At 37.1% G+C, this 24,655-nt stretch carries 25 protein-coding genes and 1 riboswitch; of the genes, 19 read left to right on the top strand and 6 right to left on the bottom strand.

The window, feature by feature from the left end:
- Nucleotides 1–160 precede the first annotated feature (160 nt).
- The 6 genes from CHI06_RS07815 to CHI06_RS07790 all read left to right on the top strand — a co-directional run bounded on the left by CHI06_RS07815 (nucleotide 161) and on the right by CHI06_RS07790 (nucleotide 5,165).
- Nucleotides 161–1,339: a pyridoxal phosphate-dependent aminotransferase gene (locus tag CHI06_RS07815; RefSeq protein WP_095247864.1), complete on the top strand. Its 1,179-nt coding sequence runs from the start codon at nucleotides 161–163 to the stop codon at nucleotides 1,337–1,339.
- Nucleotides 1,340–1,415: 76 nt separating this feature from the next.
- Nucleotides 1,416–1,525, top strand: a riboswitch (SAM riboswitch).
- 75 nt (nucleotides 1,526–1,600) lie between these two features.
- Nucleotides 1,601–2,803, top strand: coding sequence for a 2,3-diketo-5-methylthiopentyl-1-phosphate enolase (mtnW, locus tag CHI06_RS07810; RefSeq protein WP_095247863.1), 1,203 nt, complete (start codon nucleotides 1,601–1,603; stop codon nucleotides 2,801–2,803).
- Nucleotides 2,804–3,478 carry a 2-hydroxy-3-keto-5-methylthiopentenyl-1-phosphate phosphatase gene (locus CHI06_RS07805; RefSeq protein WP_095247862.1) on the top strand — a complete coding sequence of 225 codons (675 nt, stop codon included), beginning with the start codon at nucleotides 2,804–2,806 and terminating at the stop codon, nucleotides 3,476–3,478.
- Nucleotides 3,472–4,101, top strand: a complete 630-nt coding sequence (locus CHI06_RS07800; protein WP_095247861.1) for a methylthioribulose 1-phosphate dehydratase — start codon at nucleotides 3,472–3,474, stop codon at nucleotides 4,099–4,101. The genes CHI06_RS07805 and CHI06_RS07800 overlap by 7 nt, the downstream gene beginning before the upstream one ends.
- A 25-nt stretch (nucleotides 4,102–4,126) precedes the next feature.
- Nucleotides 4,127–4,660, top strand: coding sequence for a 1,2-dihydroxy-3-keto-5-methylthiopentene dioxygenase (locus CHI06_RS07795; protein ID WP_095247860.1), 534 nt, complete (start codon nucleotides 4,127–4,129; stop codon nucleotides 4,658–4,660).
- 262 nt (nucleotides 4,661–4,922) lie between these two features.
- On the top strand, nucleotides 4,923–5,165 hold the full coding sequence (locus tag CHI06_RS07790; protein ID WP_095247859.1) for an aspartyl-phosphate phosphatase Spo0E family protein: 243 nt from the start codon (nucleotides 4,923–4,925) through the stop codon (nucleotides 5,163–5,165).
- Nucleotides 5,166–5,186: 21 nt separating this feature from the next.
- Here the strand turns inward: CHI06_RS07790 and CHI06_RS07785 are convergent, their stop codons facing one another.
- Nucleotides 5,187–5,918, bottom strand: coding sequence for a ZIP family metal transporter (locus tag CHI06_RS07785; RefSeq protein WP_095247858.1), 732 nt, complete (start codon nucleotides 5,916–5,918; stop codon nucleotides 5,187–5,189).
- A 345-nt stretch (nucleotides 5,919–6,263) separates the two neighbouring features.
- Here CHI06_RS07785 and CHI06_RS07780 point away from each other — a divergent pair, with 345 nt between their 5' ends.
- From CHI06_RS07780 to CHI06_RS07765, 4 genes are read left to right on the top strand one after another with little or no spacing between them, the layout of a single operon-like run.
- Nucleotides 6,264–7,091, top strand: a complete 828-nt coding sequence (locus CHI06_RS07780) for an electron transfer flavoprotein subunit beta/FixA family protein (protein ID WP_095247857.1) — start codon at nucleotides 6,264–6,266, stop codon at nucleotides 7,089–7,091.
- Between the two features lie 31 nt (nucleotides 7,092–7,122).
- The gene (locus CHI06_RS07775) at nucleotides 7,123–8,163 is read left to right on the top strand and encodes an electron transfer flavoprotein subunit alpha/FixB family protein (protein ID WP_095247856.1); all 1,041 of its coding nucleotides are present in this window, start codon (nucleotides 7,123–7,125) and stop codon (nucleotides 8,161–8,163) included.
- Entirely contained in the window at nucleotides 8,147–9,442 is a 1,296-nt protein-coding gene (locus CHI06_RS07770) for an FAD-dependent oxidoreductase (RefSeq protein WP_095247855.1), read from the top strand. The genes CHI06_RS07775 and CHI06_RS07770 overlap by 17 nt, the downstream gene beginning before the upstream one ends.
- Nucleotides 9,442–9,726, top strand: coding sequence for a ferredoxin family protein (locus tag CHI06_RS07765; protein WP_075685099.1), 285 nt, complete (start codon nucleotides 9,442–9,444; stop codon nucleotides 9,724–9,726). Before CHI06_RS07770 ends, CHI06_RS07765 begins: the two co-directional genes overlap by 1 nt.
- Nucleotides 9,727–9,781: 55 nt before the next feature.
- On the opposite strand, the gene CHI06_RS07760 is transcribed toward CHI06_RS07765, so the two are convergent.
- The gene (locus tag CHI06_RS07760; RefSeq protein WP_095247854.1) at nucleotides 9,782–10,441 is read right to left on the bottom strand and encodes a helix-turn-helix transcriptional regulator; all 660 of its coding nucleotides are present in this window, start codon (nucleotides 10,439–10,441) and stop codon (nucleotides 9,782–9,784) included.
- A gap of 318 nt (nucleotides 10,442–10,759) precedes the next feature.
- On the opposite strand from CHI06_RS07760, the gene CHI06_RS07755 reads away from it, so the two are divergent.
- From CHI06_RS07755 to CHI06_RS07745, 3 genes are all read left to right on the top strand, one after another.
- A complete protein-coding gene (locus CHI06_RS07755) occupies nucleotides 10,760–12,196 on the top strand; it encodes a tryptophanase (protein ID WP_095247853.1) in 1,437 nt (478 codons plus the stop codon).
- Nucleotides 12,197–12,319: 123 nt separating this feature from the next.
- Nucleotides 12,320–12,691 (top strand): RidA family protein, encoded by a 372-nt coding sequence (locus CHI06_RS07750; RefSeq protein ID WP_095247852.1) that lies wholly within the window; start codon nucleotides 12,320–12,322, stop codon nucleotides 12,689–12,691.
- Nucleotides 12,692–12,900: 209 nt separating this feature from the next.
- Nucleotides 12,901–14,289 (top strand): amino acid permease, encoded by a 1,389-nt coding sequence (locus CHI06_RS07745; protein ID WP_095247851.1) that lies wholly within the window; start codon nucleotides 12,901–12,903, stop codon nucleotides 14,287–14,289.
- Nucleotides 14,290–14,428: 139 nt separating this feature from the next.
- Here CHI06_RS07745 and CHI06_RS07740 read toward each other — a convergent pair whose 3' ends face one another.
- Nucleotides 14,429–14,776, bottom strand: a complete 348-nt coding sequence (locus CHI06_RS07740) for a hypothetical protein (protein WP_095247850.1) — start codon at nucleotides 14,774–14,776, stop codon at nucleotides 14,429–14,431.
- Between the two features lie 196 nt (nucleotides 14,777–14,972).
- On the opposite strand from CHI06_RS07740, the gene CHI06_RS07735 reads away from it, so the two are divergent.
- Nucleotides 14,973–15,500, top strand: a complete 528-nt coding sequence (locus CHI06_RS07735) for a hemerythrin domain-containing protein (protein WP_373558141.1) — start codon at nucleotides 14,973–14,975, stop codon at nucleotides 15,498–15,500.
- A 27-nt stretch (nucleotides 15,501–15,527) separates the two neighbouring features.
- On the opposite strand, the gene CHI06_RS07730 is transcribed toward CHI06_RS07735, so the two are convergent.
- Nucleotides 15,528–16,766 (bottom strand): MFS transporter, encoded by a 1,239-nt coding sequence (locus CHI06_RS07730; protein ID WP_257009197.1) that lies wholly within the window; start codon nucleotides 16,764–16,766, stop codon nucleotides 15,528–15,530.
- A 151-nt stretch (nucleotides 16,767–16,917) separates the two neighbouring features.
- Between CHI06_RS07730 and CHI06_RS07725 the strand changes: the two genes are divergently transcribed.
- The 3 genes from CHI06_RS07725 to CHI06_RS07715 all read left to right on the top strand — a co-directional run bounded on the left by CHI06_RS07725 (nucleotide 16,918) and on the right by CHI06_RS07715 (nucleotide 20,250).
- On the top strand, nucleotides 16,918–17,907 hold the full coding sequence (locus CHI06_RS07725) for a phosphotransferase enzyme family protein (RefSeq protein ID WP_095247849.1): 990 nt from the start codon (nucleotides 16,918–16,920) through the stop codon (nucleotides 17,905–17,907).
- A 113-nt stretch (nucleotides 17,908–18,020) separates the two neighbouring features.
- A complete protein-coding gene (locus CHI06_RS07720; protein WP_095247848.1) occupies nucleotides 18,021–18,461 on the top strand; it encodes a MarR family winged helix-turn-helix transcriptional regulator in 441 nt (146 codons plus the stop codon).
- A gap of 94 nt (nucleotides 18,462–18,555) precedes the next feature.
- The gene (locus tag CHI06_RS07715; protein ID WP_095247847.1) at nucleotides 18,556–20,250 is read left to right on the top strand and encodes a M3 family oligoendopeptidase; all 1,695 of its coding nucleotides are present in this window, start codon (nucleotides 18,556–18,558) and stop codon (nucleotides 20,248–20,250) included.
- A 41-nt stretch (nucleotides 20,251–20,291) separates the two neighbouring features.
- Here the strand turns inward: CHI06_RS07715 and CHI06_RS07710 are convergent, their stop codons facing one another.
- Complete coding sequence (locus CHI06_RS07710; protein WP_095247846.1) at nucleotides 20,292–22,439, bottom strand: ATP-dependent Clp protease ATP-binding subunit; 2,148 nt, start codon at nucleotides 22,437–22,439, stop codon at nucleotides 20,292–20,294.
- Between the two features lie 205 nt (nucleotides 22,440–22,644).
- On the opposite strand from CHI06_RS07710, the gene CHI06_RS07705 reads away from it, so the two are divergent.
- Entirely contained in the window at nucleotides 22,645–23,697 is a 1,053-nt protein-coding gene (locus CHI06_RS07705) for a YkvI family membrane protein (RefSeq protein ID WP_095247845.1), read from the top strand.
- Between the two features lie 43 nt (nucleotides 23,698–23,740).
- Here CHI06_RS07705 and CHI06_RS07700 read toward each other — a convergent pair whose 3' ends face one another.
- Entirely contained in the window at nucleotides 23,741–24,352 is a 612-nt protein-coding gene (locus CHI06_RS07700; protein ID WP_095247844.1) for a CPBP family intramembrane glutamic endopeptidase, read from the bottom strand.
- A gap of 150 nt (nucleotides 24,353–24,502) precedes the next feature.
- Between CHI06_RS07700 and CHI06_RS30410 the strand changes: the two genes are divergently transcribed.
- A complete protein-coding gene (locus tag CHI06_RS30410; RefSeq protein ID WP_257009196.1) occupies nucleotides 24,503–24,622 on the top strand; it encodes a DUF6254 family protein in 120 nt (39 codons plus the stop codon).
- Nucleotides 24,623–24,655: the final 33 nt, after the last annotated feature.

Raw genomic sequence — 24,655 nt, 5'->3', positions numbered from 1 at the left:
TCTCGCGCCTTCCGCACAAATCACCAGAGTGCCAAAATCAATAATAAGCTTTAACATAGTCTAATTTTTTAGAATTTTTTCTTTACAAGCTGTATTAAAAGTTATATCATTTGTGACTAGAATTCAACAACAAAATGAAATAAATAAAGCAGGTGACAAGATGAAGCAATTTCCAACATCGCAAATATTAAATAACCTCCCGAAGCAGTTTTTTGCTTCTTTAGTAAAAAAAGTAGGGAAATACATTGAAGAGGGCTATGATGTTATTAATTTAGGTCAAGGGAACCCAGATCAAGCAACCCCGCAGCATATCGTGAAAAAAATGCAGGAAGCGTCGGCTAATCCTGCGAATCATAAGTATTCTCCTTTTCAGGGTCATACCTACTTAAAACAGGCAGCAGCTGACTTTTATAAAAGAGAGTACGGAGTTACCCTTAATCCAGATAACGAAGTGGCGATTTTGTTTGGCGGTAAGGCTGGATTGGTGGAAATACCACAATGCCTTTTAAATCCTGGTGATACAATGCTTGTACCAGATCCAGGATATCCAGATTATTTATCTGGGGTAGCACTGGCAAAGGCGGAAATGGTAATGATGCCGCTCCGAGAAACAAATAATTTTCTGCCAGACTATAGTGAATTACCTTTTGAGGCAATTGAAAAAGCAAAGTTAATGTTCCTTAATTATCCTAACAACCCAACAGGGGCAGTGGCAACTAAGGAGTTTTTTGAGGAAAGTGTCCATCTTGCAAACCAACATGATATTTGTATTGTGCATGATTTTGCGTACGGTGCAATAGGATTTGATGGAGAAAAGCCATTAAGTTTTTTACAAATTGACGGGGCAAAAGATGTGGGCATTGAAATATATACTCTATCAAAAACCTACAATATGGCAGGATGGCGAGTGGGCTTCGCAGTAGGAAATAGCAGTGTTATATCAGCAATTGAGCTTATTCAAGACCATCTCTATTGCAGTATTTTTGGCGGTATTCAGGAAGCTGCCACTGAAGCATTAACAGGTCCGCAGGATTGTGTTCGAGACCTAAATAACCTTTATGAGCGTAGAAGAAATGTCTTGATTGATGGACTCCGTTCGCTGGGCTGGGATGTTACGGCGCCAAAGGGATCGTTTTTTGCTTGGCTAAAGGTTCCGGAGGGACTAACCTCTAGTGAATTTGCCGACATCCTGCTGGAACAAGCACATATTGCTGTGGCTCCTGGTATTGCATTCGGTGAACTGGGTGAAGGCTATGTCCGAGTCGGTTTACTCACAAGTGAGGAACGTTTAGGAGAAGTAGTGAGAAGAATTAGTAAGTTGGAAATTTTTAAAAAATAGATTGACAAAAAATATAATTCTTGGGATAATCCAAAATATAGTTTATCAACGTGATAAAATAAATAATACGATCGTTTTCTTATCAAGAGCAGGCGGAGGGAAAAGCCCGATGAAGCCCGGCAACCGACTTAACACAATGTTAAGCACGGTGCTAAATCTTGCAGCAATAAGGCTGAAAGATGAGAAGATGTTAGTTTGAGATGCTAACCTCTTCTTTTGCGAAGAGGTTTTTTATGTTTTTTCAAGAAAGGAAGATTAAAATTGTCTGAATTAATTGCAACATACCTAGTCCACGGTGAAAAAAATCTTGCAAAAAAAGCAGAAGAAATTGCTTTAGGTTTGACTGTCGGTTCATGGACGAACTTACCTGAACTAGAACAAAGTCAATTACGTAAGCACAAAGGCAGGGTGGTTTCGACAGAAGGATTACAAGATGAACAGTCACTCATACGTATTGCCTATCCAACAATCAATTTTTCAGATGATATTCCTGCCATTCTGACAACAGTTTTTGGAAAACTTTCATTAGATGGAAAAATAAAATTACTTGATTTACAGTTTAAGGATGAACTAAAAAGTAAATTTCCTGGTCCAAGATTCGGTATTGAAGGATTAAGAGAAAAACTAGGTATTTTTAACCGTCCGTTATTAATGAGCATCTTTAAAGGGGTACTTGGCAAGGATTTAAATTTCCTAACAGAACAGCTAAAGCAACAGGCTCTTGGCGGTGTTGATTTCGTTAAGGATGATGAAATTCTTTTTGAAAATGACTTGACTCCGTTTGAAAAAAGAATAAAAGAAGGGAAAAAGGTGTTACAGGAAACATTTGAACAAACCGGACAACGGACTTTGTATGCTGTAAATCTAACTGGCAGAACATCTCAGTTGAAGGATAAGGCTAGGAAAGCAAAAGAGCTTGGTGCCGACATGTTACTTTTTAATGTTTTTGCTTATGGATTGGATGTTTTACAGGAGCTGCGCGAGGATGACCAAATCGCTTTACCATTAATGGCTCATCCTGCTGTAAGTGGTGCGTTAACATCATCTTCCCATTATGGTCTCTCACATTCATTGCTGCTAGGTAAGCTCCTGCGCCTTGCTGGTGCGGATTTGTCATTATTCCCATCACCATACGGAACTGTGGCATTGGAGAAATCATCAGCTATTTCAATCGCAGAAGAATTAACAAAAGAGGATACTGTAAAAACTTCTTTTCCTGTCCCTTCTGCCGGTATTCATCCTGGTTTAGTACCACTCTTAATTCGAGATTTTGGAATAGATTCTGTTATCAACGCTGGAGGCGGTGTCCATGGTCATCCAAATGGTGCGCGTGGCGGCGGTCTAGCATTCCGACAGGCTATTGAAGTGAATCTTCAAGGAAAGACATTAGTGGAGGGGGCAGAAATGTATCCTGAGCTAAAGACTGCGCTGCAGTTGTGGGGAAATGCTGAGGTGTCAATATAAATGAAGAGACCTGTCATTTACTGTGATTTTGATGGAACGATTACTGAAAGTGATAACATCATCGCAATCATGCAGAAATTTGCACCAGCTAATTGGGAGGAAATTAAAGACCAAATTTTATCACAGAAAATTTCAATTAGTGAGGGTGTAGGGAAATTATTCTCGGAACTTCCAAGTAACCAAAGAGATGAAATTACAAAGTTTGCGATAGAAAATGCTAAGATTCGCGAAGGATTTTCTGAATTTGTTGAATTTGCAAGAACTGAAAATATTCCACTTTATATTGTCAGCGGTGGAATTGATTTCTTTGTATATCCCATTCTTGAAAAATTCGGCCCATTTGAAGGGATTTATTGTAACCACAGTGATTTTTCAGGGGAAAACATAAAAATACTTTGGCCATATACTTGTGATTCTTCTTGTCAAAACGAATGCGGCTGCTGTAAACCTAGTATTATACGAAAGATTAACAAGGATGAAGAATGCTTTACGATAGTAATCGGTGACTCGGTAACCGATCTTGAGGCGGCTAAACAAGCAGATTATGTGCTGGCTAGAGATCTCCTAGAGGAAAAATGTTCTGAATGGGGTTTAAATTATAATGGATTTACAACCTTTCATGACTGTATAGATGAAATAAAGAGTCGAATTGAGGTGAAGAGGACATCATGTTAAAGGAAAAATGGCTGGAGTTAGCTGACATAAAAGATGAATTGGCTGAGCGGGATTGGTTTATGGGAACAAGCGGGAACCTCGCTATTAAGGTTAGTGATGATCCTCTACAGTTTCTGGTAACTGCAAGTGGTAAGGATAAACGCAAGCGAACAGATGAGGACTTTTTGCTGGTTAATGAATTTGGGCATGCAGTTGAAGAAACACACTTGAGACCATCTGCAGAAACGCTGCTTCATGTCGAAATATACCGAAAAACGAATGCAGGCTGTAGTCTCCATGTTCACACAATTGATAATAACGTGATTTCAGAACTTTATGGGAACCAGGGGGAGGTAACATTTAAGGGCCAGGAACTGATTAAGGCTTTTAATATGTGGGAAGAGGACGCAGTGTTGAAGATTCCAATCATCAAAAACTATGCCCATATTCCTACTCTCGCAAATTCATTTTCGGAGCATATCAAGGAAGATTCTGGCGCTATATTAATTCGTAATCACGGAATAACGGTTTGGGGAAGAAATGCTTTCGAAGCAAAAAAAATCCTTGAGGCTTCCGAGTTTCTTTTTAAATACCAATTACGTCTATTAGAACACAAGCAATACCAATTAAATAAAGTAGTTTAATTTCTTAGGAGAGGAAGGATTTATCATGGCATACATTACATTTCAAAGTAGAGAAGAACAAATTAGTAATCAAGAAGAAGTAGCGAGCTTTTTAGCGTCCCAAGAGGTTATTTATGAATATTGGGATATTACTAAACTTCCTGAATCATTAGTGGAGAAGTATCTTTTGAGTGATGAAGAGAAAGAAGAAATCCTAAAAGTCTTTTCAGTAGAGATTTCAGATATTTCTACTCGCAGAGGATACAAAGCTCAAGATGTAATATCATTATCAGATAATACTCCAAATCTTGATACACTGCTAACAAACTTCAAAAACGAACATCACCATACCGACGATGAGGTTCGTTTTATTGTGAGCGGCCACGGGGTTTTTGTTATTCAAGGCAAGGATGGAGAATTTTTCGAAGTTCACCTAAATCCAGGAGACTTAATTTCTGTACCTGAAAACACAAGACATTATTTTACCTTAGAGGAAGATCGTAAAGTTGTTGCGGTTCGAATTTTCGTTACAACAGAGGGCTGGGTGCCAATTTACGAGAAAGAAGAAATTCATCAATAATTTATGTAAACTGGCTGATCAGTAACAGCCAGTTTTTTATTTGTTTTAGTAAACAAATTTACTAAAACATCACTAAAAAAGAATAAAAATTGTCGCAAAAGCAGAAAAACAGACGTGTATTTTGTCGAAAAGTAGGGTAAAATGCTTGTTTTGTCTACTTTTGCGAAAGTGTTTACTTTTGCCTTAAAACTTGTCATAATTCATCAAGTAAACAAATAATTTTGCGGTTTAGCGTATAAGAGTAAGGAGTAGGTGGAGAAAATTGTACACGTATGATAACAACCCTTCTGAGATGCTTGATGAGATAAAACTTAAACGTGCAATGATGATAAATTGTGCGAATGCAAAAGGTTTTACAAGTGAAGAAACGATAAAATACAGCCAGGAGCTTGATATATTAATAAATGAGTATCAAAAAGCGTCCCAGCATTTTTCAAGACCAAATGAAGAAATAAAGCTGGCTTTTAATCAAATGATTATGGTCTGGCCTAAGGTATGTGTTTAAGGAAATCACCTTAAGAAAGACTTAGAAGATATCAATGATGAGAACCATCACTAAAAGACCGGTAATAAAAGCATAGGTAGAGACTCTTTCATTGCCATCACCATGGCTTTCTGGAATTAACTCTTTATAAATAATAAACAACATCGCACCGGCTGCAAATGAAAGACCATATGGGACAAGCCCTTTAACAAATGCGGTTAAATAAAAACCCATAAAAGCTGTAACAATCTCAATTGCACCCGTTAGGGTTGCTAATAGGAAGGCCTTAAATTTGTTAATTTTTTGATTAACTAAAAAGAGAGCAACAAGAAGGCCTTCTGGCGCATTTTGAAAACCAATTGCCATGGCGATTAAATTCCCCGTATCCTCTGTTTGTGAAGCATAGCTTACACCAACAGACAAGCCTTCAGGAATATTATGCAGAGTAATTGCTGCAATGATTAACAATGCCTTTTCATCAAATTGAATTCCATACCGATTATGTTCTAAGTCAATATGAGGAATCCTTTTTTCCAGAGTTGTTAATGCCAAAACCCCCAAGAATACTCCAATTGCTAGTGAGACAAAACCACCCAATTTTAATGCTTCAGGGATTAGCCCAATTGTCGAGGCAGCCATCATGATTCCAGCACTAAAAGCTAATAACATATCCATCCACCGGTGTGTGACTGATTGATTAATAAAAAGAATGATTAGAGCTCCTGCACCTGTTGATAAAGCAGAAAGAACGCTTCCCACAAACACTTCCACCATTCTATAGCCTCAACCTTTCGTCTGTATGAATAGCGTAAATTAAATTATCTACATTATTAGACAGAAACTGTGATTTTTATCATTGTTTATTTCTGATTATTTCTTATAGTTAAATTATCACTATTTATAATAAAATTCACTCACATCACTAGCTCCATCAGATCTTATACTTCTAGAATTTACCTCAAACCTAAAATTTATCAATTTTGAAAAAAAGAAATCTATCATTGTTTGGTAATATGCTAATGTTACGAGTCATATATCGTAATATGGCATTTTTTATAACCAAGGAAGGCAAACGCTTTCAAAACAAACATAGCCAATATGGGGGAGGGAATGTCCTACATGCACATTGTCGTATGTGTCAAACAAGTACCAGATACAAAAATCATAAAAATTAATCCGAAAACAAACACACTCGACCGCCGCAGCGCACCAGCCATTTTAAATCCTTACGATGCTCATGCTGTACAAGAAGCAGTAAGCATAAGGGAAAAGAATGGGGGTACAATCTCAGTTTTGTCGATGGGACCACCGCAAGCAACAGCTGTTATTAAAAAAAGTATTGAGATTGGTGCAGATCGCGGATATTTGATTACCGACCGTGCCTTTGCAGGTGCTGACACACTAGCAACGAGTTATGCCCTTTCTAAAGCATTAGAAAAAATCAATAAGGAACTCCCAGTCGATATGGTCATTTGCGGTAAGCATGCAATTGATGGAGATACAGGCCAGGTAGGACCTGGTATTGCTAGAAGGTTGGATATACCGCCTATAACGAATGTAATTGAAGTCTCAGAAGTCAATTTAAAAGAAAAAACCGTTTTAATCAAAAGGAAATTATCGAGCGGCTATGAACTCATACAGGCTGAATTACCGTGCTTGTTAACGGTTGAAAAAGAAATTAACCACATCGAGTATTCACCAATGCCCAATATGATACAAGCAGCTAGATATGAACCAGTAATTTGGACTGTAAATGATTTTGAAAATGTTGATCGTTCCCAGCTTGGTCTAAAAGGTTCGCCAACAATTGTTGGAAAAATGTTTACACCTCCACGTCCTGAAGGCGGGAAAAAAATCGAAGGTTCTACGGATGAGCAAGTTAAACAACTCATGGATATCTTGATGGAGAAAAAAGAGGTATTAACATTACAGTCATCTATACAATAAGGATTATTCTTTTGAAGTAGGAGGGGTTTACATGAATTTTGATGAATACCGTGGTGTCTGGATATTCATAGAGCAAAATGACGGAAAAATTGAGGGAGTTTCTTTAGAACTACTTGGAGCAGGACGAAAGCTTGCTGACAAATTACAAGTTCCGCTAGCAGGTTTTCTACTAGGAAGTGAAGTTAAACCCCTAGCAAAGCAAGTGATTGCTTACGGTGCAGATGAAGTTTATATAGTAGACCATCCTGTGTTAAAGCAATATCGGACAGAATCGTATATGCAGGGGGTTATGCTTTTAGTTGAAAAATACAAGCCGGAAATTATTCTATACGGAGCAACACCCAATGGTAAAGATTTAGCAAGTGCTGTGGCAACAGATTTAGTCACTGGTTTGACAGCTGATACAACTATGCTCGATGTGGATGTAGATAGCCGGTTGCTTGAAGCGAGCCGTCCTGCATTTGGCGGTAATATCATGGCTACTATTCTCTGTAAAAAGCATCGTCCTCAAATGGCAACCGTTAGACCTAAGGTAATGAAGGCACTTGAGCCAGATTCAGGCAAAGCAGGGAGGATTATCGAAGAAAGCATAAATCTCAAAGAAGAAAATATGCGGACAAAAGTGCTGCAAATTGTGAATGACGTAACAAAAAAGGCGAATTTAGCTGATGCACATGTGATTGTTTGCGGAGGAAAAGGGATGGGAGATGTGCAAAATTTCCAGATTCTCTATGAGCTTGCAGATACAATAGGTGCAACAGTTGGAGGTACACGTGATGTGGTTGAAGCGGGCTGGCTGCCTCACGAGCTTCAAATTGGTCAAACAGGTGAAACGGTAACACCTAAAATTTATTTCGCTATTGCCTTGTCTGGAGCCATTCAGCATGTTGTCGGTATGAAAAACTCTGATTTAATCATCGCCATTAACAAGGATCCAAATGCTCCAATTTTTGATGTGGCCACATATGGAATAGTAGGAGATGCAATGGAAATAGTACCTAAGTTAATTGAGCAATTTAAGCAGCTGAGAAATGAAAAAGGCGGTGAAATGAGCTATGCCAGAAAAATTTGATGTCATTGTGGTTGGGGCGGGTCCTGCAGGGACTTCATGTGCACTTGTATGCGCCCAAAAAGGCTTAAACGTATTGCTTATTGAGAGAGGAGAATATCCAGGAAGCAAAAACGTAATGGGCGGGGTACTATATCGGAAGCAAATGGAAGAGTTGATTCCAGAGTTTTGGAAAGAAGCTCCACTTGAGAGACCAGTTATTGAGCAGCGTTTTTGGATGATGGATAAGGAATCTGTCGTTCAATTTGGTTACAAAGGTCTTGAATGGGGTGTTGAACCATATAATAACTTTACGGTATTACGAGCGCAATTTGACCAATGGTTTGCGAAAAAAGCTGTTGAAGCAGGTGCTCTATTAATCAATGAAACCGTTGTAACGGAATGTATTGTAGAAAACGGAAAGGTTATTGGTATTCGGACTGACCGGCCAAATGGAGAAGTCTATGCGGATGTTGTTGTCCTAGCGGATGGGGTAAATTCACTACTCTCCAAGCAGTTAGGCTTCCATAAAGAATTCCGTCCCGATGAAGTGGCATTAACGGTAATGGAGGTTATTAATTTACCAAAGGAAAAAATTAATGATCGTTTTAACTTAGAAGATAATCAAGGTTGTACAATTGAGATTTTTGGTGATTCAACAAAAGGGAATCTTGGGACAGCGTTTCTATACACGAATAAGGACAGTTTGAATATCGGAGTAGGTACAACCCTATCCAGTATGATAAAAGCAAAATTGAAGCCTTATGACCTATTAGACTACTTAAAAACACATCCAATGGTTAAACCGATGCTGGCAGGCGGAGAATCAGCAGAATACCTTGCCCACCTTATTCCAGAAGGAGGTTATCGTTCTGTACCAAAAGTAGCTGGAAATGGTGTAGTGGTTGTAGGAGATGCTGCACAGCTTGTTAATGCGATTCATCGTGAAGGTTCGAACATGGCGATGCATTCCGGCTTACTGGCGGCTGAAACTGTTATAGAGGCAAAGTACCGTGGAGACTTCTCGGAATCTAGTTTAAATCTCTACCGTCAAAAGCTTTATGATAGCTTCATAATCAAAGATTTAGAGAAATATAAAGACGCAACACATATATTTGAGAATAATCCGCAATATTTTAAAGAATACGTACCGATGATGAACAAAGCAATGAGCAAATTCTTTACAGTTGACGGAACTCCAAAACGGGATAAACAAAAAGAAATTATGAAGAGTGTAACATCAGAAAGAGGAACGATTAAGGTAATTCAAGATATTTATCGAGCTTGGAAGGCGGTGAAATAATGTCAACTAAGAATATCGAAGAAAAACAGTACCTTCTTCGTTTTAAAGCTGATACGAAGTCACATTTAACCGTAATGGACGATGATATTTGTGCCACAAAATGCCCAGATAAAATTTGCACCATTTTCTGTCCAGCTGAAGTGTACAAGTGGGAAGGATTAAGGATGCAGGTTGGTTATGAGGGTTGTCACGAATGCGGAAGCTGTCGAATAGGCTGCCCGTACCAAAATATTAAATGGGAATACCCTAAGGGCGGACATGGAATCGTGTTTAGGCTGGCATAACGAAGGTGTATAACGTTCAAGAACTCATCAAATATTGGCGAGTTCTTGTCTTATCTTATGAGCGCTGAATTAACTGTAAATAGCGGTAGATACTGGCTTCTGAAATTTTCAATGCGGATGACACTTCCTGAACTGCGCCTTTCATCTGGAAAACATTTCTGTCAGTTAGTTCTTTGATAATACTTATTTTCTTTTCTTTCGTCAATTGTAAATCAGATTGAAAAAGGTCAAAATCAACTACATCATAAATGATATCTTGAATACTTCCAGGGAAATGCTCAATATATTCATCATTTTGAGAATCAGAAACCATTTTCGAAATAGGTAATCTGATGTTTGCCAGTTGAAGAATTTCCTGAGCCACTAATTTATGTTTAGACGTATCGAAATTAAAGCAAAGTAAGCCTAAAAGCTCTCCTTCAGAATCTTTAATAAAATAGGTTGAAGAGGAAAATTCTTTACCGTTAGACATTTTTCCAACGTAATTAAAAAGGTAATCGTAGTCTTTATATTTTTTATCTTTGATCATGTTTCTTGCTAAATCAGTTAATCCTGAATTCAATGAACGTCCGCTTACCTCCCCGTTCGCAATTGCTCCAATATACGCTTCTTCCTCCGAGGTTACAACGTGTAACACAACCTCATATTGGGAACCTAAAACTTTTCCCAAAAATGCAACTAGCGATTTATAATGACGAAATAATTCCTCATCCATTTTATTTCCTCCCAATTAAAAAAACTTTTATGTAAATAACTATAATTGCAAAATGGAAATGTTAACAAAATTGTCAAAATTGAACAGCAGAGCTAATTGAAAACGCTTTCTAACTATGATAAATTGTTATCAAGATAATAATTTATCCTATTGATAAAAAATTATCATACCTAATATTAACTTAAATTTTGCTTCACATCAATATTAAGTAATCCATAAAGGAGGAGAAAACTTTATAATAGGCAGTTATTTATTCTAAGTACAATAGGATTCTAGTAATTAATAAATCTTACATATACCATTAGGAGGAATTTGATTATGGCTATTAAATATATTGCAGAACCATTTAGAATTAAATCAGTTGAACCAATTAGAATTTTATCAAGAGAAGAAAGAGAACAGAGGATTGAGGAAGCGAAATACAATTTATTTGGAATAAAAGGGGAAGATGTATATATCGATCTTCTAACTGATAGCGGAACTGGTGCAATGAGTGTTGAACAGTGGGCAGGAATCATGAGAGGAGATGAAGCATATGCAGGTGCTTCAAGTTACTTTAAACTTCGTGATGCTGGGATAGATATCTTTGGTTATGAATACATACAGCCTGTTCATCAAGGTCGTGCTGCAGAGAAAGTATTATTTCCGACATTTTTAAGTGATGGAAAATATGCAATCTCAAATATGTTCTTTGATACTACTCGTGCTCACGTTGAACTTGCTGGTGCAAGAGCAATTGACTGTGTTGTGGAAGAAGCAAAAGATCCATCTATTCGAAGTCCTTTCAAAGGAAATATGGATGTCGAAAAAATGAAGAGAATTATTGAAGAGTATGGTCCTGAAAATATTGGGCTTGTTGTTATGACAATAACAAACAACTCAGCCGGCGGGCAGCCAGTTTCAATGCAAAATATGAGAGAAGTTTCTCAAATTTGTAAAAAGCACAATATTCCTCTAGATATTGATGCCGCACGTTATGCTGAGAATGCCTTCTTTATTAAACAAAGAGAAGATGAATGCAGAAACATGTCTATCAAAGAAATAATTACAAAGATGTTTAGTTATGGTGATATGTTCACAATGTCTGCTAAGAAAGACACGATTGTAAATATGGGTGGCTTAATAGGAGTTAAAGATGGTAATTCTCCACTAATCTTGAAAATAAAAGCTAATTGTATTTCTTATGAAGGTTTCTATACTTATGGCGGATTAGCAGGGCGCGATTTAGAAGCACTTGCTATCGGTTTATATGAAGGTATCGATGAATCTTATTTAGCCTATCGAATTGGTCAAAGTGAGTACATTGCAGCCCGTTTAGATGAAGCAGGAATTCAGTATCAGGCACCAGTAGGCGGACATGGAGTGTTTGTTGATGCTCAATCTATGTTCCCGCATATCCCATACAATGAATATCCAGGTCAGGTTTTAGCCATTGAACTGTACAAAGAAGCAGGAATTCGTACATGTGATATTGGTTCTTATATGCTAGGGAATGACCCGGACACAAAAGAACAATTGAAAGCTGACTTTGAATTTACGCGTCTAGCTATTCCAAGAAGAGTTTATACACAAGCCCATTTAGATGTGGTGGTAGATGCATTAATTGCTATTAAAGAGAGAGCGCATGAAATTAAACGCGGTTATAAAATCTCTTGGGAGCCTCCAATTCTTCGCCACTTCCAAGCAAGTTTAGAACCGATTGTTGAAGTTGGTTCAGTAAATACAGAAAAGGAAAATGAGCTTGTTTCTATTTAATTGATTTGAATCTTGTATCTGGTTAAAGGACAGAACAGTGGCTTTCTTAATCGAAAGATACTGTTTTGTCCAAATATAAAAATTACAGCAGTCATAAGCCACTTCTTAGAGGAGGGAAAATATATGAAAAAGCTTGAAACTATTAAAGCTCCAGGGGCAATTGGCCCTTATTCACAAGGTTATGAAGTAAATGAATTCGTATATACATCTGGACAAATACCAATAAATCCTGAAAACGGTCAAATTCCAGAAGGTATTAGTGCGCAAGCAGACCAGTCTTGTAAAAATGTGGGTGCAATCTTAGAAGCAGCTGGACTTAATTTTGAAAGCGTTTTTAAAACTACTTGCTTTTTAACAGATATGAGTGATTTTGTCGCATTTAACAAGATTTATGCTGAGTACTTTGTATCAAAACCTGCACGAAGCTGTGTGGCAGTGAAGCAGCTTCCACAGGGAGTATTGTGTGAAATTGAGGCAATAGCAGTAAACAAATAATCCTAATATTTTTAAATTTTATTGTCTCCAATTGAAAGAGGCTGAATTGGCAACCACCTTCCCCACAGTCATTCAACTTTACGAGGATGTCTATTTTTAAGAAACTCTTTCAGTTTGTCCCATCTTGTACTCATTAATTTTTCCAAATAAAAAGTTTACTTTGAAAAATCTATATAATGATATGCATTTCAAATTGGAGAGTGGGAAGTATGCAAGAAAGGCAAGAATTGAAAAGAGGTCTTAAAAATAGGCATATCCAAATGATAGCTCTAGGGGGAGCAATCGGGACAGGATTGTTTTATGGTTCTGCAGCAACAATAGGACTTGTAGGACCGGGAGTAATGTTATCCTATGCAATAGGTGGATTCTTTATATTCCTCGTAATGCGCTGTATGGGCGAGATGACTGTACATACACCTGTATCGGGTGCGTTTAGTACATTTGCATACAAATACTGGGGAGAAATGGCTGGTTTTATTTCTGGCTGGAACTATTGGTTCTGTTATATAGCTGTCTCAATGGCAGAGATAACAGCAGTGGGGATTTATGTGAATTATTGGTTCCCTGATATTCCGCAGTGGGTATCTGGTTTCGTGATGTTCTTGATTATTACTGGCATTAACTTAATTGGAGTAAAAGCATTTGGAGAAATTGAATTTTGGGGAGCTATTATTAAAGTTTTAGCAGTTATAGTTATGATTCTTTTCGGTTTAGCAATCATTTTCTTTGGTTTCGGAAATGGCGGAGAAGCTATTGGATTTGAGAATTTATATAAACATGGTGGATTTTTACCAAAAGGATTCACAGGGTTAATTCTATCCCTGGTGGTCGTAACCTTTGCATTTGGCGGTGTGGAGCTTATTGGTATCACTGCTGGTGAAGCAGAAAATCCAGATAAAACGATTCCTAAAGCTATTAACCAGGTACTTTATCGAATTCTTATTTTCTATGTTGGATCAATGCTCGTTTTAGTAACTTTATTCCCTTGGGATAAAGTAGGGTTAACTGGAAGTCCATTCGTTCTCATTTTTGATCAGTTAGGCATTCCGGCTGCTGCCTCAATTCTCAATATAATTGTACTTACGGCAACATTTTCTGCTTATAACAGCTGCTTATATAGTAATGCTCGTATGCTGTTTGGCCTTGCTGAACAAGGAAATGCACCTAAGGTATTAAAGAAAATTGGTAAAACAGGTGTTCCGACCTATTGTGTATTATTATCATCTGGTGTGGTTGGTATTTCTGTAATATTAAATGCATTCTTGCCTGGACAGGTATTTGGTATTGTTATGTCTATTGCGATTCTTGCTATAATCATTAACTGGGTTATGATTCTAATAACTCATAACAAGTTTAGAAAAATAATTGGTCCTCAGGAAGTTGCAAAGTTAAAGTTTAAAATGCCTTTTTATCCAATATCTAATTATGTAACAATGGGCTACCTAATAATGCTTGTCATTTTAATGGCCTTCCTTCCAAATTTCCGATTATCGCTTTACCTTGCTCCGGTTTGGTTAGGAGTATTATTCTTAGCTTATAAATTAAAGAAACGCCGCAAAGCGGAGGACACGTCCCAATATTTCAAGGAAGCTAACTAATAATAGAATAAATAATATTAGAGGAGGCACCAAAATTCATGGTGCTTCCTCTTTTTTTAAATGGCTATTTATCCTATATGTAGATTTTTTCACAAGTAAGGGTAAAAAGAAGGTGAAGCAAAAGGGGATATTTTGAGGATTAACTTATTTTTTCTTGAAGGTTTAAGGTGGAGAGTTGATCTTGTTTACTTGACGAAACCAATGAGCAGGCAAGATCATGTGCATGATCCATAGAATTCATAATTGGAGAACAATAGAAAGGTTTCTTCCAATTAAAATCACCATCATAATTAGAGTGATAGATACTTACTTTCCAATGATAGTATATCTTTGCCTGTGGGAGCTGCACTCCTTCAACAGCAATAAGCCAATGTGTAGAAGGTGAATCCAAGTCAAAAGATTCGTATTTCTTTAGTGCGAGTAGGTCATTAAAACCAATTGGTATCAACGCCTTTTGATAAAAGTCATGGTAATTAGGGGTTTTCATGTTCTAGCCCTCCCTTTTATGTTCTAACTATATTATATGATAGTTTATGAGTTTTTTTGAGGTTAAATGTTAAAATTTTTCGAAAATATAAAGTGCATTCATAACATGTTCCTTTATTTGTATAGAAGTGACTGGTGTCACTTCATTTATTAAGACTAACTTTTATACTAAAAACAAATTAATGAAGAAGAGGTGTATGCAGATGAGCGGCTGTATGAGCAGTTTGGGCGGAATGTCTCCTGTAGAACTAAGTAAAGGACTTAATCAATTAAAGTCTGAGCATCCTCCGTTATTAGCACAATTAGAGGGATTATTCAAATTAACCAAGCAAATCGAAGAAGATTCTACTAGTGAGAATACCTTTGAAGAATTGATTAATAAGGTTAATGAATTTAAGGCAGCACTTGATCCTCATTCAGAACGAGAAGAAGGTGTTCTATTTCCAATGATGGGTGTATATATAGGGACAGCCTCTGGACCTATTGCAGTTATGGAATATGAACATGATCAAGCTAAGGCAAAAATTCACGAATTTCTAGAAAAAGCTGCTTGCACCCAAACCGTTGAGGAGAAGGAAAAATCAGCCGAATTAGTCAAGAATGCTTACTACATTTTAACGGAGCACTTTGCTAAAGAAGAAAATGTCCTTTTCCCTATGGCAGAGCGTATGCTTTCAGATGATGAAAAAGAAGAACTGTACCAAAAAATTCAGGAAATAAAATAAGGATAGGCTATCAGGCCCATCCTTATTCTAATTCTCTTGATTCCATTTTTGTACCATTTGATCACTTGGAAGGAGGAAGGCCAATAATCCAAGCAATGGCAGAAATCCAATCGAAGAAACCATCGCTGACATACTAAATAAATCTGCTAAATATCCAAGTCCTACTGAACCGATTGCCCCCATACCAAAGGCGAGTCCCACGGTTAGTCCAGACATTGTCCCGATTTTTCCAGGGACAAGCTCTTGTGCAAAAACTACAGTAACTGAAAAATTGGTCATTAATATAAATCCTGTAAGCATAAGAAAGATAAATGCAATAAAAGATGGTACAAAAGGAATAAGTATAGAAAATGGTATAGTCAGAAACATGGAAACAGATATTAATTTTTTCTTCCCGAACCGGTCAGCCAACGGGCCTCCAAAAAAAGTACCAAAGGCACCAGCGATTAAAAACGCAAATAGGAAAAGCTGTGATTCCTTAATCGTTAGGGAGTATTCTTCTATTGCAAAGAAAGCGTAAAAATTAGTCATCCCCGATATATACCATGACCTTGCAAATATCAGTAGTAGAATTAAAAATAGTGATTGCTTAACCTTTTTTGAAAGACCAGCTTTTTTACTTGACATTGAATTTTTCTTTTTTAGTATAGGCAGGTTTTCAACTAATCTCTGTTTATACCAATTAGCGATGTAGATTAATAACAATACTGCTAATGCGGCAACTAGCGAAAACCATGAAGCACCTTGCTGTCCGAGTGGGACAAGGATGAGTGCTGTGATTAGTGGAGCTAATGCCTGCCCCGTATTACCTCCTACTTGATAAATGGATTGTGCCAGTCCTCTTCTTTTCCCTGCAGCCATAAAGGCTACCCTTGATCCTTCAGGATGAAAAACAGCTGACCCAAGCCCAATAAAAATGACTGAAAGAACAATCATACCGAAGGACGGAGCAAATGCCATTCCAAGAACACCACCCAATGTTAGGGTAAGTCCAATTGGTAATGCGAAAGGCATTGGTCTTTTATCTGTCACGAAACCAACTACTGGCTGTAACACAGACGAAACCATATTTAAGGAAAAGGCAATAATTCCAAGCTGAGTAAAGGATAAACCCATTGATTTCTCTAGAATTGGAAACATCGCTGGGACAACAGCTTGTATGGCATCATTAAGTAAATGACAAAGCCCGATGATAAAAAGAATATTAAACATTGTCGTGTCTGCGGTCTTAGTTGTTTTTGCAGACACTGTAGCAGGTTGACCCATTAACTAGCACCTCATTTATGAAATTATCAAACTCTTAATAATCCTATCTTACATAAATTCTATAGAAATGAGAAACGGAATGTTTCTAAGTCCGGAATATTTAAATATAATTAAGTAGAAAGGGAATTATGAATGAAAAAGGGGAGTATGAATGGAGAAATCAGTTGAAATTTTATTTACAGAAACTATACTTAAGGGCTTTTTAAAGGTTTTCCAATTACAAACAGAGGTAAAAAAACTTGGAGATTTTGAGAACTATGTGTTTGAGGTAAATAGTTCAGACAAAACTGTAATTCTAAGAATCACTCATAATTCTCACCGAAGTAAGGATGAAATTCTTGCTGAACTCGAATGGATGAATTATTTAAACAAACAAAACATAAATTGCCCGGAAGCATTCACATCATCCAATAATCAATTAATTGAAACACTACCAGCAGGTGACGGTTCATGTTTTTTTGCTTGTCTCTTTTCAAAAGTACCTGGTTATCCTGTAAAAATTAAATCATCGGAATTTAATGACCAGTTATTCCATGCTTGGGGTGAAGCCATTGGTCAGATGCATGCTGTCACGAAGAATTACCAGCCAAGTAAAGAGAGAAAGCTTCGACCGACTTGGATGGATGAGGAGCTCCTTGAAATTGAAATCTATGTTCCAAATGAAAATGAGATTATCAAGAATACTAAACTGTTAATAAATAAATTGAAATCGCTTCCGGTAAAGAAGGATAATTTTGGACTAATCCACAGTGATGTCCATTCAGGGAACTTTTTTTATGATGGTGAATCTGTACATGTATTTGATTTTGATGATTGTAGCTATCATTGGTTTGCCTCAGATATTGCTATCCCGCTTTATTATTCAATTATGTACGGATATCAGGATGCAAGTGAAGGTGAGCGGGAACAGTTTGCTACGAATTTTCTTGCACATTTTGTTAAAGGATATGAGCAGCACAATACCTTGCCAAAGTGTTGGAAGGAGCAGCTCCCGTTGTTTTTTATGCTGAGGGACGTTACCCTTTATTCTGTTTTACATAAAAAAATTTCACCGGAAGAAAGAGATGATACTATAAATAAAATGCTAGAAGCATTGAAATCAAGAATCATAAAAAAAGAACCGATTGTAAAACTATGTTAAATTGACACCACCTCAAAAATTTCTTATAATAATCTTGAAGTCGAGATAAAAAGAAAAGCGTAAGCCCCTAGATAATTTGATAAGCGTAAGCTTAATAAAAAGGATGAGTTTTTATGGAAAATGATACAGTATCTCAATCATTGAAGCTATTTATCGTTCTTTCAAGAGCATATAAAGCGATTAATGAACATGTTAATAAAGTGATTCAAGCAAGTGGCTTAAACCCGACTGAATTTGCCGTATTAGAGCTTTTATATCACAAAGGTGATCAGCCAATGCAGCAAATTGGCGGGAAAATATTACTTGCAAGCGGCAGTATCACCTATGTAGTTGATAAATTGGAACAAAAAGGACTGTTGATTAGGATAGCTTGTCCGAATGACCGACGTGTTACGTTCGCACAAATTACAGAGAAAGGGAAAGACTTTATTCAAGAGATTTTCCCAGAACATGCGCAGCAAATCCATTCACTAATGTCTAGTTTAAATGACTCAGAAAAACTAGAAGCCATCGAATTGCTAAAGAAACTAGGATTGCCTGCGGGTAAATTTTAATACGGCTCATGCCGTATTTTTTTTTAAAAGGAATATTAATGGAAAGTGTTGAATTAATTATAGTTGAAATTTTTTAACTAAAGGGGATGTTTCAATGAGATTTGAAGAGTATACATATACCCGTCCAAACCTAGAAAGTATTACAGGGAGATTTGAGGGTGCAATAGAAAAATTTAAAAATGCAAATTCAGTAGAAGAGCAAAGCTTTGCGATGAACGAAGTAAATGAAATTAGAAATGATATTGGCACGATGTTTAATCTCTGCTATATTCGCCATTCCGTTGATACAAACGATGAATTTTATAAAACAGAGCAAGATTATATGGATGAAATGCAGCCAGAAATCGAGGGGCTGGTTACAAAATATTATCAGGAGCTTGTTCAGTCCAAGTTTCGCGCCGAATTAGAAGCTAAATTGGGCAAACAATTATTTGCCTTAGCGGAAGGGCAATTAAAGACCTTTAAACCAGAAATAGTTCCTTTATTACAAAAAGAGAATCGCCTTTCAACACAGTATACAAAACTAATTGCTTCTGCAAAAATTATTTTTGAAGGGGAAGAACGTACTCTAGCGCAATTAGAGCCTTTTACTGAATCAACAGATAGGGAAATGAGAAAGCGAGCAAATGAAGCGAAGTTTGGATTTTTAGCTGAACATGAAGAAGAATTCGACCGAATTTATGATGATCTTGTTAAAGTTAGAACTGAAATTGCCCATACTTTGGGGTATAAAAATTTTGTCGAGCTTGGCTACTACCGAATGATGAGAACTGACTACAATTCTGAGATGGTTGCGAACTTCCGTCAGCAAGTGAAGGATTTTATTGTGCCAATTGCAACCTCTTTAAAAGCGCGGCAACAAGAACGAATTGGCGTGGAAAAATTAAAATATTTTGATGAAGGCTTCAAATATCAAACAGGCAATGCTGTACCAAAGGGCAATCCTGAATGGATTATTGAAAACGGACAAAAAATGTATGAAGATCTTTCAAAGGAAACAGGGGAGTTCTTCCAATTTATGCAGGATAACAACCTCATGGATCTTGTGGCAAAGAAGGGGAAAGCTGGTGGAGGTTATTGTACATTCATTGAAAACTACAAAGCTCCGTTTATCTTTTCCAATTTTAATGGGACTTCTGGGGATATTGATGTACTTACACATGAAGCAGGGCATGCATTCCAGGTTTATTCAAGCAGGAATTTTGAAATCCCTGAATATTATTGGCCAACCTATGAAGCTTGTGAAATTCATTCGATGAGTATGGAGTTTTTTACTTGGCCATGGATGGAGTTATTCTTTGAAGAGGATACAGATAAATATAAATTTTCACACTTAAGTGATGCTTTATTATTCCTGCCATATGGTGTTTCTGTTGATGAATTCCAACACTGGGTATATGAAAATTGGGAGGCGTCACCTAAGGAACGAAAGCAGCAATGGCGCGAAATTGAAAAGAAATATTTACCTCATAAAGAGTATGACGGGAATACTTATTTAGAGAATGGTGGTTTCTGGCAGCGTCAAGGTCATATTTTTAACTCACCTTTCTATTATATTGATTATACGTTAGCGCAAATCTGTGCCTTCCAATTTTGGAAACGTTCAAGAGAAAACCAAAAAGATGCTTGGATTGATTATGTAAATCTTTGCAAGCTTGGTGGCAGTATGTCATTTACAAGACTTGTGAAAGAAGCTAATCTAATTTCACCATTTGAGGATGGCTGCGTACAGTCTGTTGTTGGTGAGATAGAGGCATGGTTGAATTCTATTGAGGACCAAAAGCTATAATAATAAATGAAAAGCGAAGCCCACAAGGCTTCGCTTTTCTATTAACAAATTTTTATATTTCCTGCAGTAACAATCAGACGGCCATCTTCGATGGTAGCAGATAAATTATCTGCCTCAGGCTGATCGAGAATAAAGTCTGCAATGTTATCCTCAATATGCTCTTGAATCACTCTACGGAGCGGACGTGCACCAAATGCTGGATGATAGCCTAACTCTGCTAGTTTTTCTTTTGCTTCTAGGGTAATAGTAAATTCAATATTTTGCTCTTTTAACGTTTCCTTTAAATCATTTATCATTAAATCAACAATCTGCATGATGTGTTCTTTGTCAAGTGAGTTAAATTCTATAATACTATCAAAACGATTTAAAAACTCTGGCTTAAAAAAGCTGCCCAGTGAATCTAAGATAGAAGCTTCTTCTATTGCGTTATTGGTACCAAAACCAACATGGATCGTTTTGTGTCCAACCCCAGCATTACTTGTCATGATAATAACTGAATCCTTAAAGCTAACTGTTCTTCCTTGACTGTCTGTAAGACGCCCGTCCTCGAGAATTTGCAAAAACATATGCTGGACATCTGGATGGGCCTTCTCAATTTCATCCAATAAAATAATGTTGTATGGATTTCTTCGTACTTTTTCAGTCAGTTGCCCGGCTTCATCATGACCAATATAGCCTGGTGGTGAACCTATTAGTTTAGAAATGCTGTGTTTTTCCATATATTCGCTCATATCGAGACGAATCATTGCTTCAGTTGAACCAAACAGTTCTCCGGCGAGCGATTTGGAGAGCTCTGTTTTACCAACTCCCGTTGGACCGACAAAAAGGAAAGAGCCAATCGGACGATTCTTTGATTTTAAGCCGGCGCGGCTTCTTCTTATCGCCTTTGTAACCTTTTCGACCGCCTTTTTCTGACCGATGACTTTTGTATTTAGGCTTTCTTCAAGATGCTTCAGCTTTTGCTGCTCATCCTCTTGTAATTTGCCAACAGGAATACCGGTCTTTTGTTCAATAATTTCTTGAATATGTGATACCTCGATAACCGGTCTGCTAATTTCTGAAGTTTCATTTAATGATTTTTCCAGCTTAGCTTCTTCGTCACGAAGTGTAGCTGCTAATTCATAGTTTTCATTCTTAAGGGCCATATCTTTTTGAACAGCTAATTCTTTTAATCGGTTCTCTATCTGATCCTTGCTAATACCATCAGAAGTAAGGTTTAATTTAGATCCGGCTTCATCCAGTAAGTCAATAGCCTTATCCGGCAGGAAACGATCCTGGATATAACGGTGTGACAATTGAACACATGCTTTCAGTGCAGCATCAGAATAAGTTACTTCATGAAAGTCCTCATATTTTTTCTTGATTCCTTTTAAGATTTCAATCGCTGCCTCGGGTGTTGGTTCAGCAACCTGAACGGGCTGGAAACGACGTTCTAAAGCAGCGTCTTTTTCAATTTGGCGGTATTCCTTCAAAGTAGTTGCACCAACTAGTTGAAGTTCACCGCGTGCGAGAGCTGGTTTTAAGATATTTCCTGCATCCATTGATCCTTCTGCAGAACCTGCCCCCACTAGGAGGTGGATCTCATCAATGAATAGGATAATATTTTTACGCTCCTGTAATTCTGCAATCATTTGCTTCATTCTATCTTCAAACTGACCGCGAATACCTGTGTTGGCGACCAAAGAAGCAACATCTAGCAAATATACTTCTTTATTTTTTAATTTAGCCGGCACTTGACCATCGACAATTTTCATTGCCAGTCCTTCAGCGATAGCGGTTTTTCCGACACCTGGTTCACCAATTAACACCGGATTATTTTTATTGCGTCGATTTAATATTTCAATAATCCTTTTAACCTCACCATCACGGCCAATTACAGGATCAATCAAGCCGGCTTTGGCCATATGGGTTAAATTACGTCCAAATTGATCAATAAAGCCACCACCATTACGCTGAGAAGCCTGTTGCTTGCTCTTTGGCTGGATTTTTTCATTAGGCTTCATATTCAAAAATAGGTCTTCTAATGGAAAACCAGGAAAGGAGTTCATTTTAGGAGCTAAGCCAGTACTGATTTTATTTTTATTGGCTGCATAACATTCATAACACAGCTTCAAATCACTGTGAGCTCCGTTAATATTTAGATTTAATTGAACAGTGGCTTGGTCTTCTTTACACAATTGACAAAGCATAAAATAAAACCTCCCTAAAGATATAATGATTATTTTTTTGACTTTGACTATATTTGACCTTATGCAAATAGTATAATTTGACCTTCCTTGACTTTCAAGTAGACTGCTTATGGTAATTTCTTCAAAAGAGAAATTGACCTCATTTTAAAAAAGCTCGTCTTTGTTTGTCCCCTTGCTCATATATTGAATTTAAGGGGGAGATGAGGTGAAAAGAAATTGGTCAGCAGCTTTCCAAATCGCCGCAGTCTATGTTGGTACAGTTGTTGGTGCGGGATTTGCTACAGGGAGAGAAATCGTTGAGTTTTTCTCACGGTTTGGCTTCATTGGGTTTTTAAGTATATTATTGAGTGGCTACCTCCTTATCGTATTAGGGTCAAAGTTGATGAGAATTGCTGCTCGGATTAATGCCGTTTCGTATCAGGAATTTAATGTACACTTGTTTGGGAAATGGGCAGGCAGGGGTATTAATATAATCATGCTTTTTATGCTTTTAGGAGTAACTGCTGTAATGCTTGCAGGTGCAGGAGCTGTGTTTGAGGAACAATTAGGTCTTTCAAAGAATTTAGGAGTGTTTATTACAATTTTTTTATCTTTTTTAGTTATGCTTGTCGGTACAAAGGGGCTATTCGCAGTCAATTCATTTGTGGTACCCATTATGGTTTGCTTCAGTCTTATGTTAATGACACTTTCTATTAAACAGCCAGGCTTTTTGAATCACTTATTATTTGTACCCCATGCGGAGGATGGCTGGAAAAGTATCTTAGCACCTTTTTCTTATACAGCTTTAAACCTTGCTTTGGCACAAGCAGTACTTGTTCCGATTGCGAATGAAATTAAGGATGATTGGACCATCAAATGGGGAGGGATTTTAGGAGGGACAGCATTAACTGTCATTTTAATCTCAAGCCATTTCACCTTGATTATGCTTCCGAACTTAGAAATTTATGAGATACCGATGGCGATAATTATGAAGCAGATAGCACCTTTTTTTTATTGGATATTTGTCCTTGTTATTTATGGGGAAATCTTCACTTCAGTCATTGGAAATGTTTTTGGACTCGATCGTCAGTTAAAGCAATTTTTTAATGTCCCTACTTTCATTACCATTTCAGCAATCTTTATCATTTCTTATATCATCAGTCTTATTGACTATAGTAAACTTTTGTCTAATCTTTACCCATTGTTTGGCTATATTAGCCTTATCTTTTTTGTCCTTTTATGGTTGAAGCCTCTAAACGATAAAGTAAATAAATCATAAAAATAGGAAAAGCATTGTCCATTATTTTAGACAGGTGCTTTTCCTATTTTAACGGCAAAATAATAAAAATCATGATGTCAAAAACAATATGGGAAACAATGACTAATGGCATGCTTCTCTTCCATAGATATAGTGCACCCCACAAAAGCCCAGAAAGGAATGCCGCAAGCATTAAGATAAGTGTACCTGAATAAATATGAACGGAAGCATAAAGCAGTGCACCAATGAAAATACTCATTAATGGTCCGAAGTAGTGAAGCAGTCTTTTTTGAACAAATCCGCGCCAAAAGAGTTCTTCACCAGGAGCTGCCACTAAAATTAGTGCAAGGTATTGCCAAAATAGTGCAGGAGCAAACCAGCGATAGAGTTTATTAACACTTTTCTCAAAAGGCAGATTTAGAACGTCAAAGGCTTGAATCCCCATCCAAAAAACCAAATACAAGATTAATCCTGAAACAGTACCTAGAGAGAGATATTTAAAAAATGATGCTTCATCATCCACAGCTTCTTGAAACATCGCATAAGTAATCAAAATAAGGAGTGAACCAGTAAATATATACCAGAAAATTACCCGGTCATAAAAAGTGAAGTACATAAGTGCATGAGAAATGATTAGCCCAGTAATTAGTCGAAGATCAAAATAGCGATTCTTCAAGTATCGATTACCTCCTTTCTAACAATAAAATTCATTTTAACAAAAAAGAATTATGAAAGGAAATGATTACATCACACTTTTGAATAATTCCACTAATAAGAATGAAGAAATTGAAAAAAATAGTAAGGTGAATGGAAAGGAGGAAGGACGATGAGCAAATCTAAAAGTCAAGAAGAGCGGGAATGGACTGTTCGTAAACAAGACCAAAATCCTCATGGAAAAGTAAAATCAAAAGATCAGCTTTTAAAAGAAGCTGGACAAGATAAGTAAGAATGGCTGTGTTAATGCTAAATGTTGATTTTG

Source organism: Bacillus sp. 7884-1, from assembly GCF_002272245.1.
In the GTDB taxonomy this organism is placed as follows: Bacteria; Bacillota; Bacilli; order Bacillales; family Cytobacillaceae; genus Neobacillus.
The sequence above is the reverse complement of the archived record's forward strand: the minus strand, read 5'-3'. Positions and strand labels throughout refer to the sequence as shown.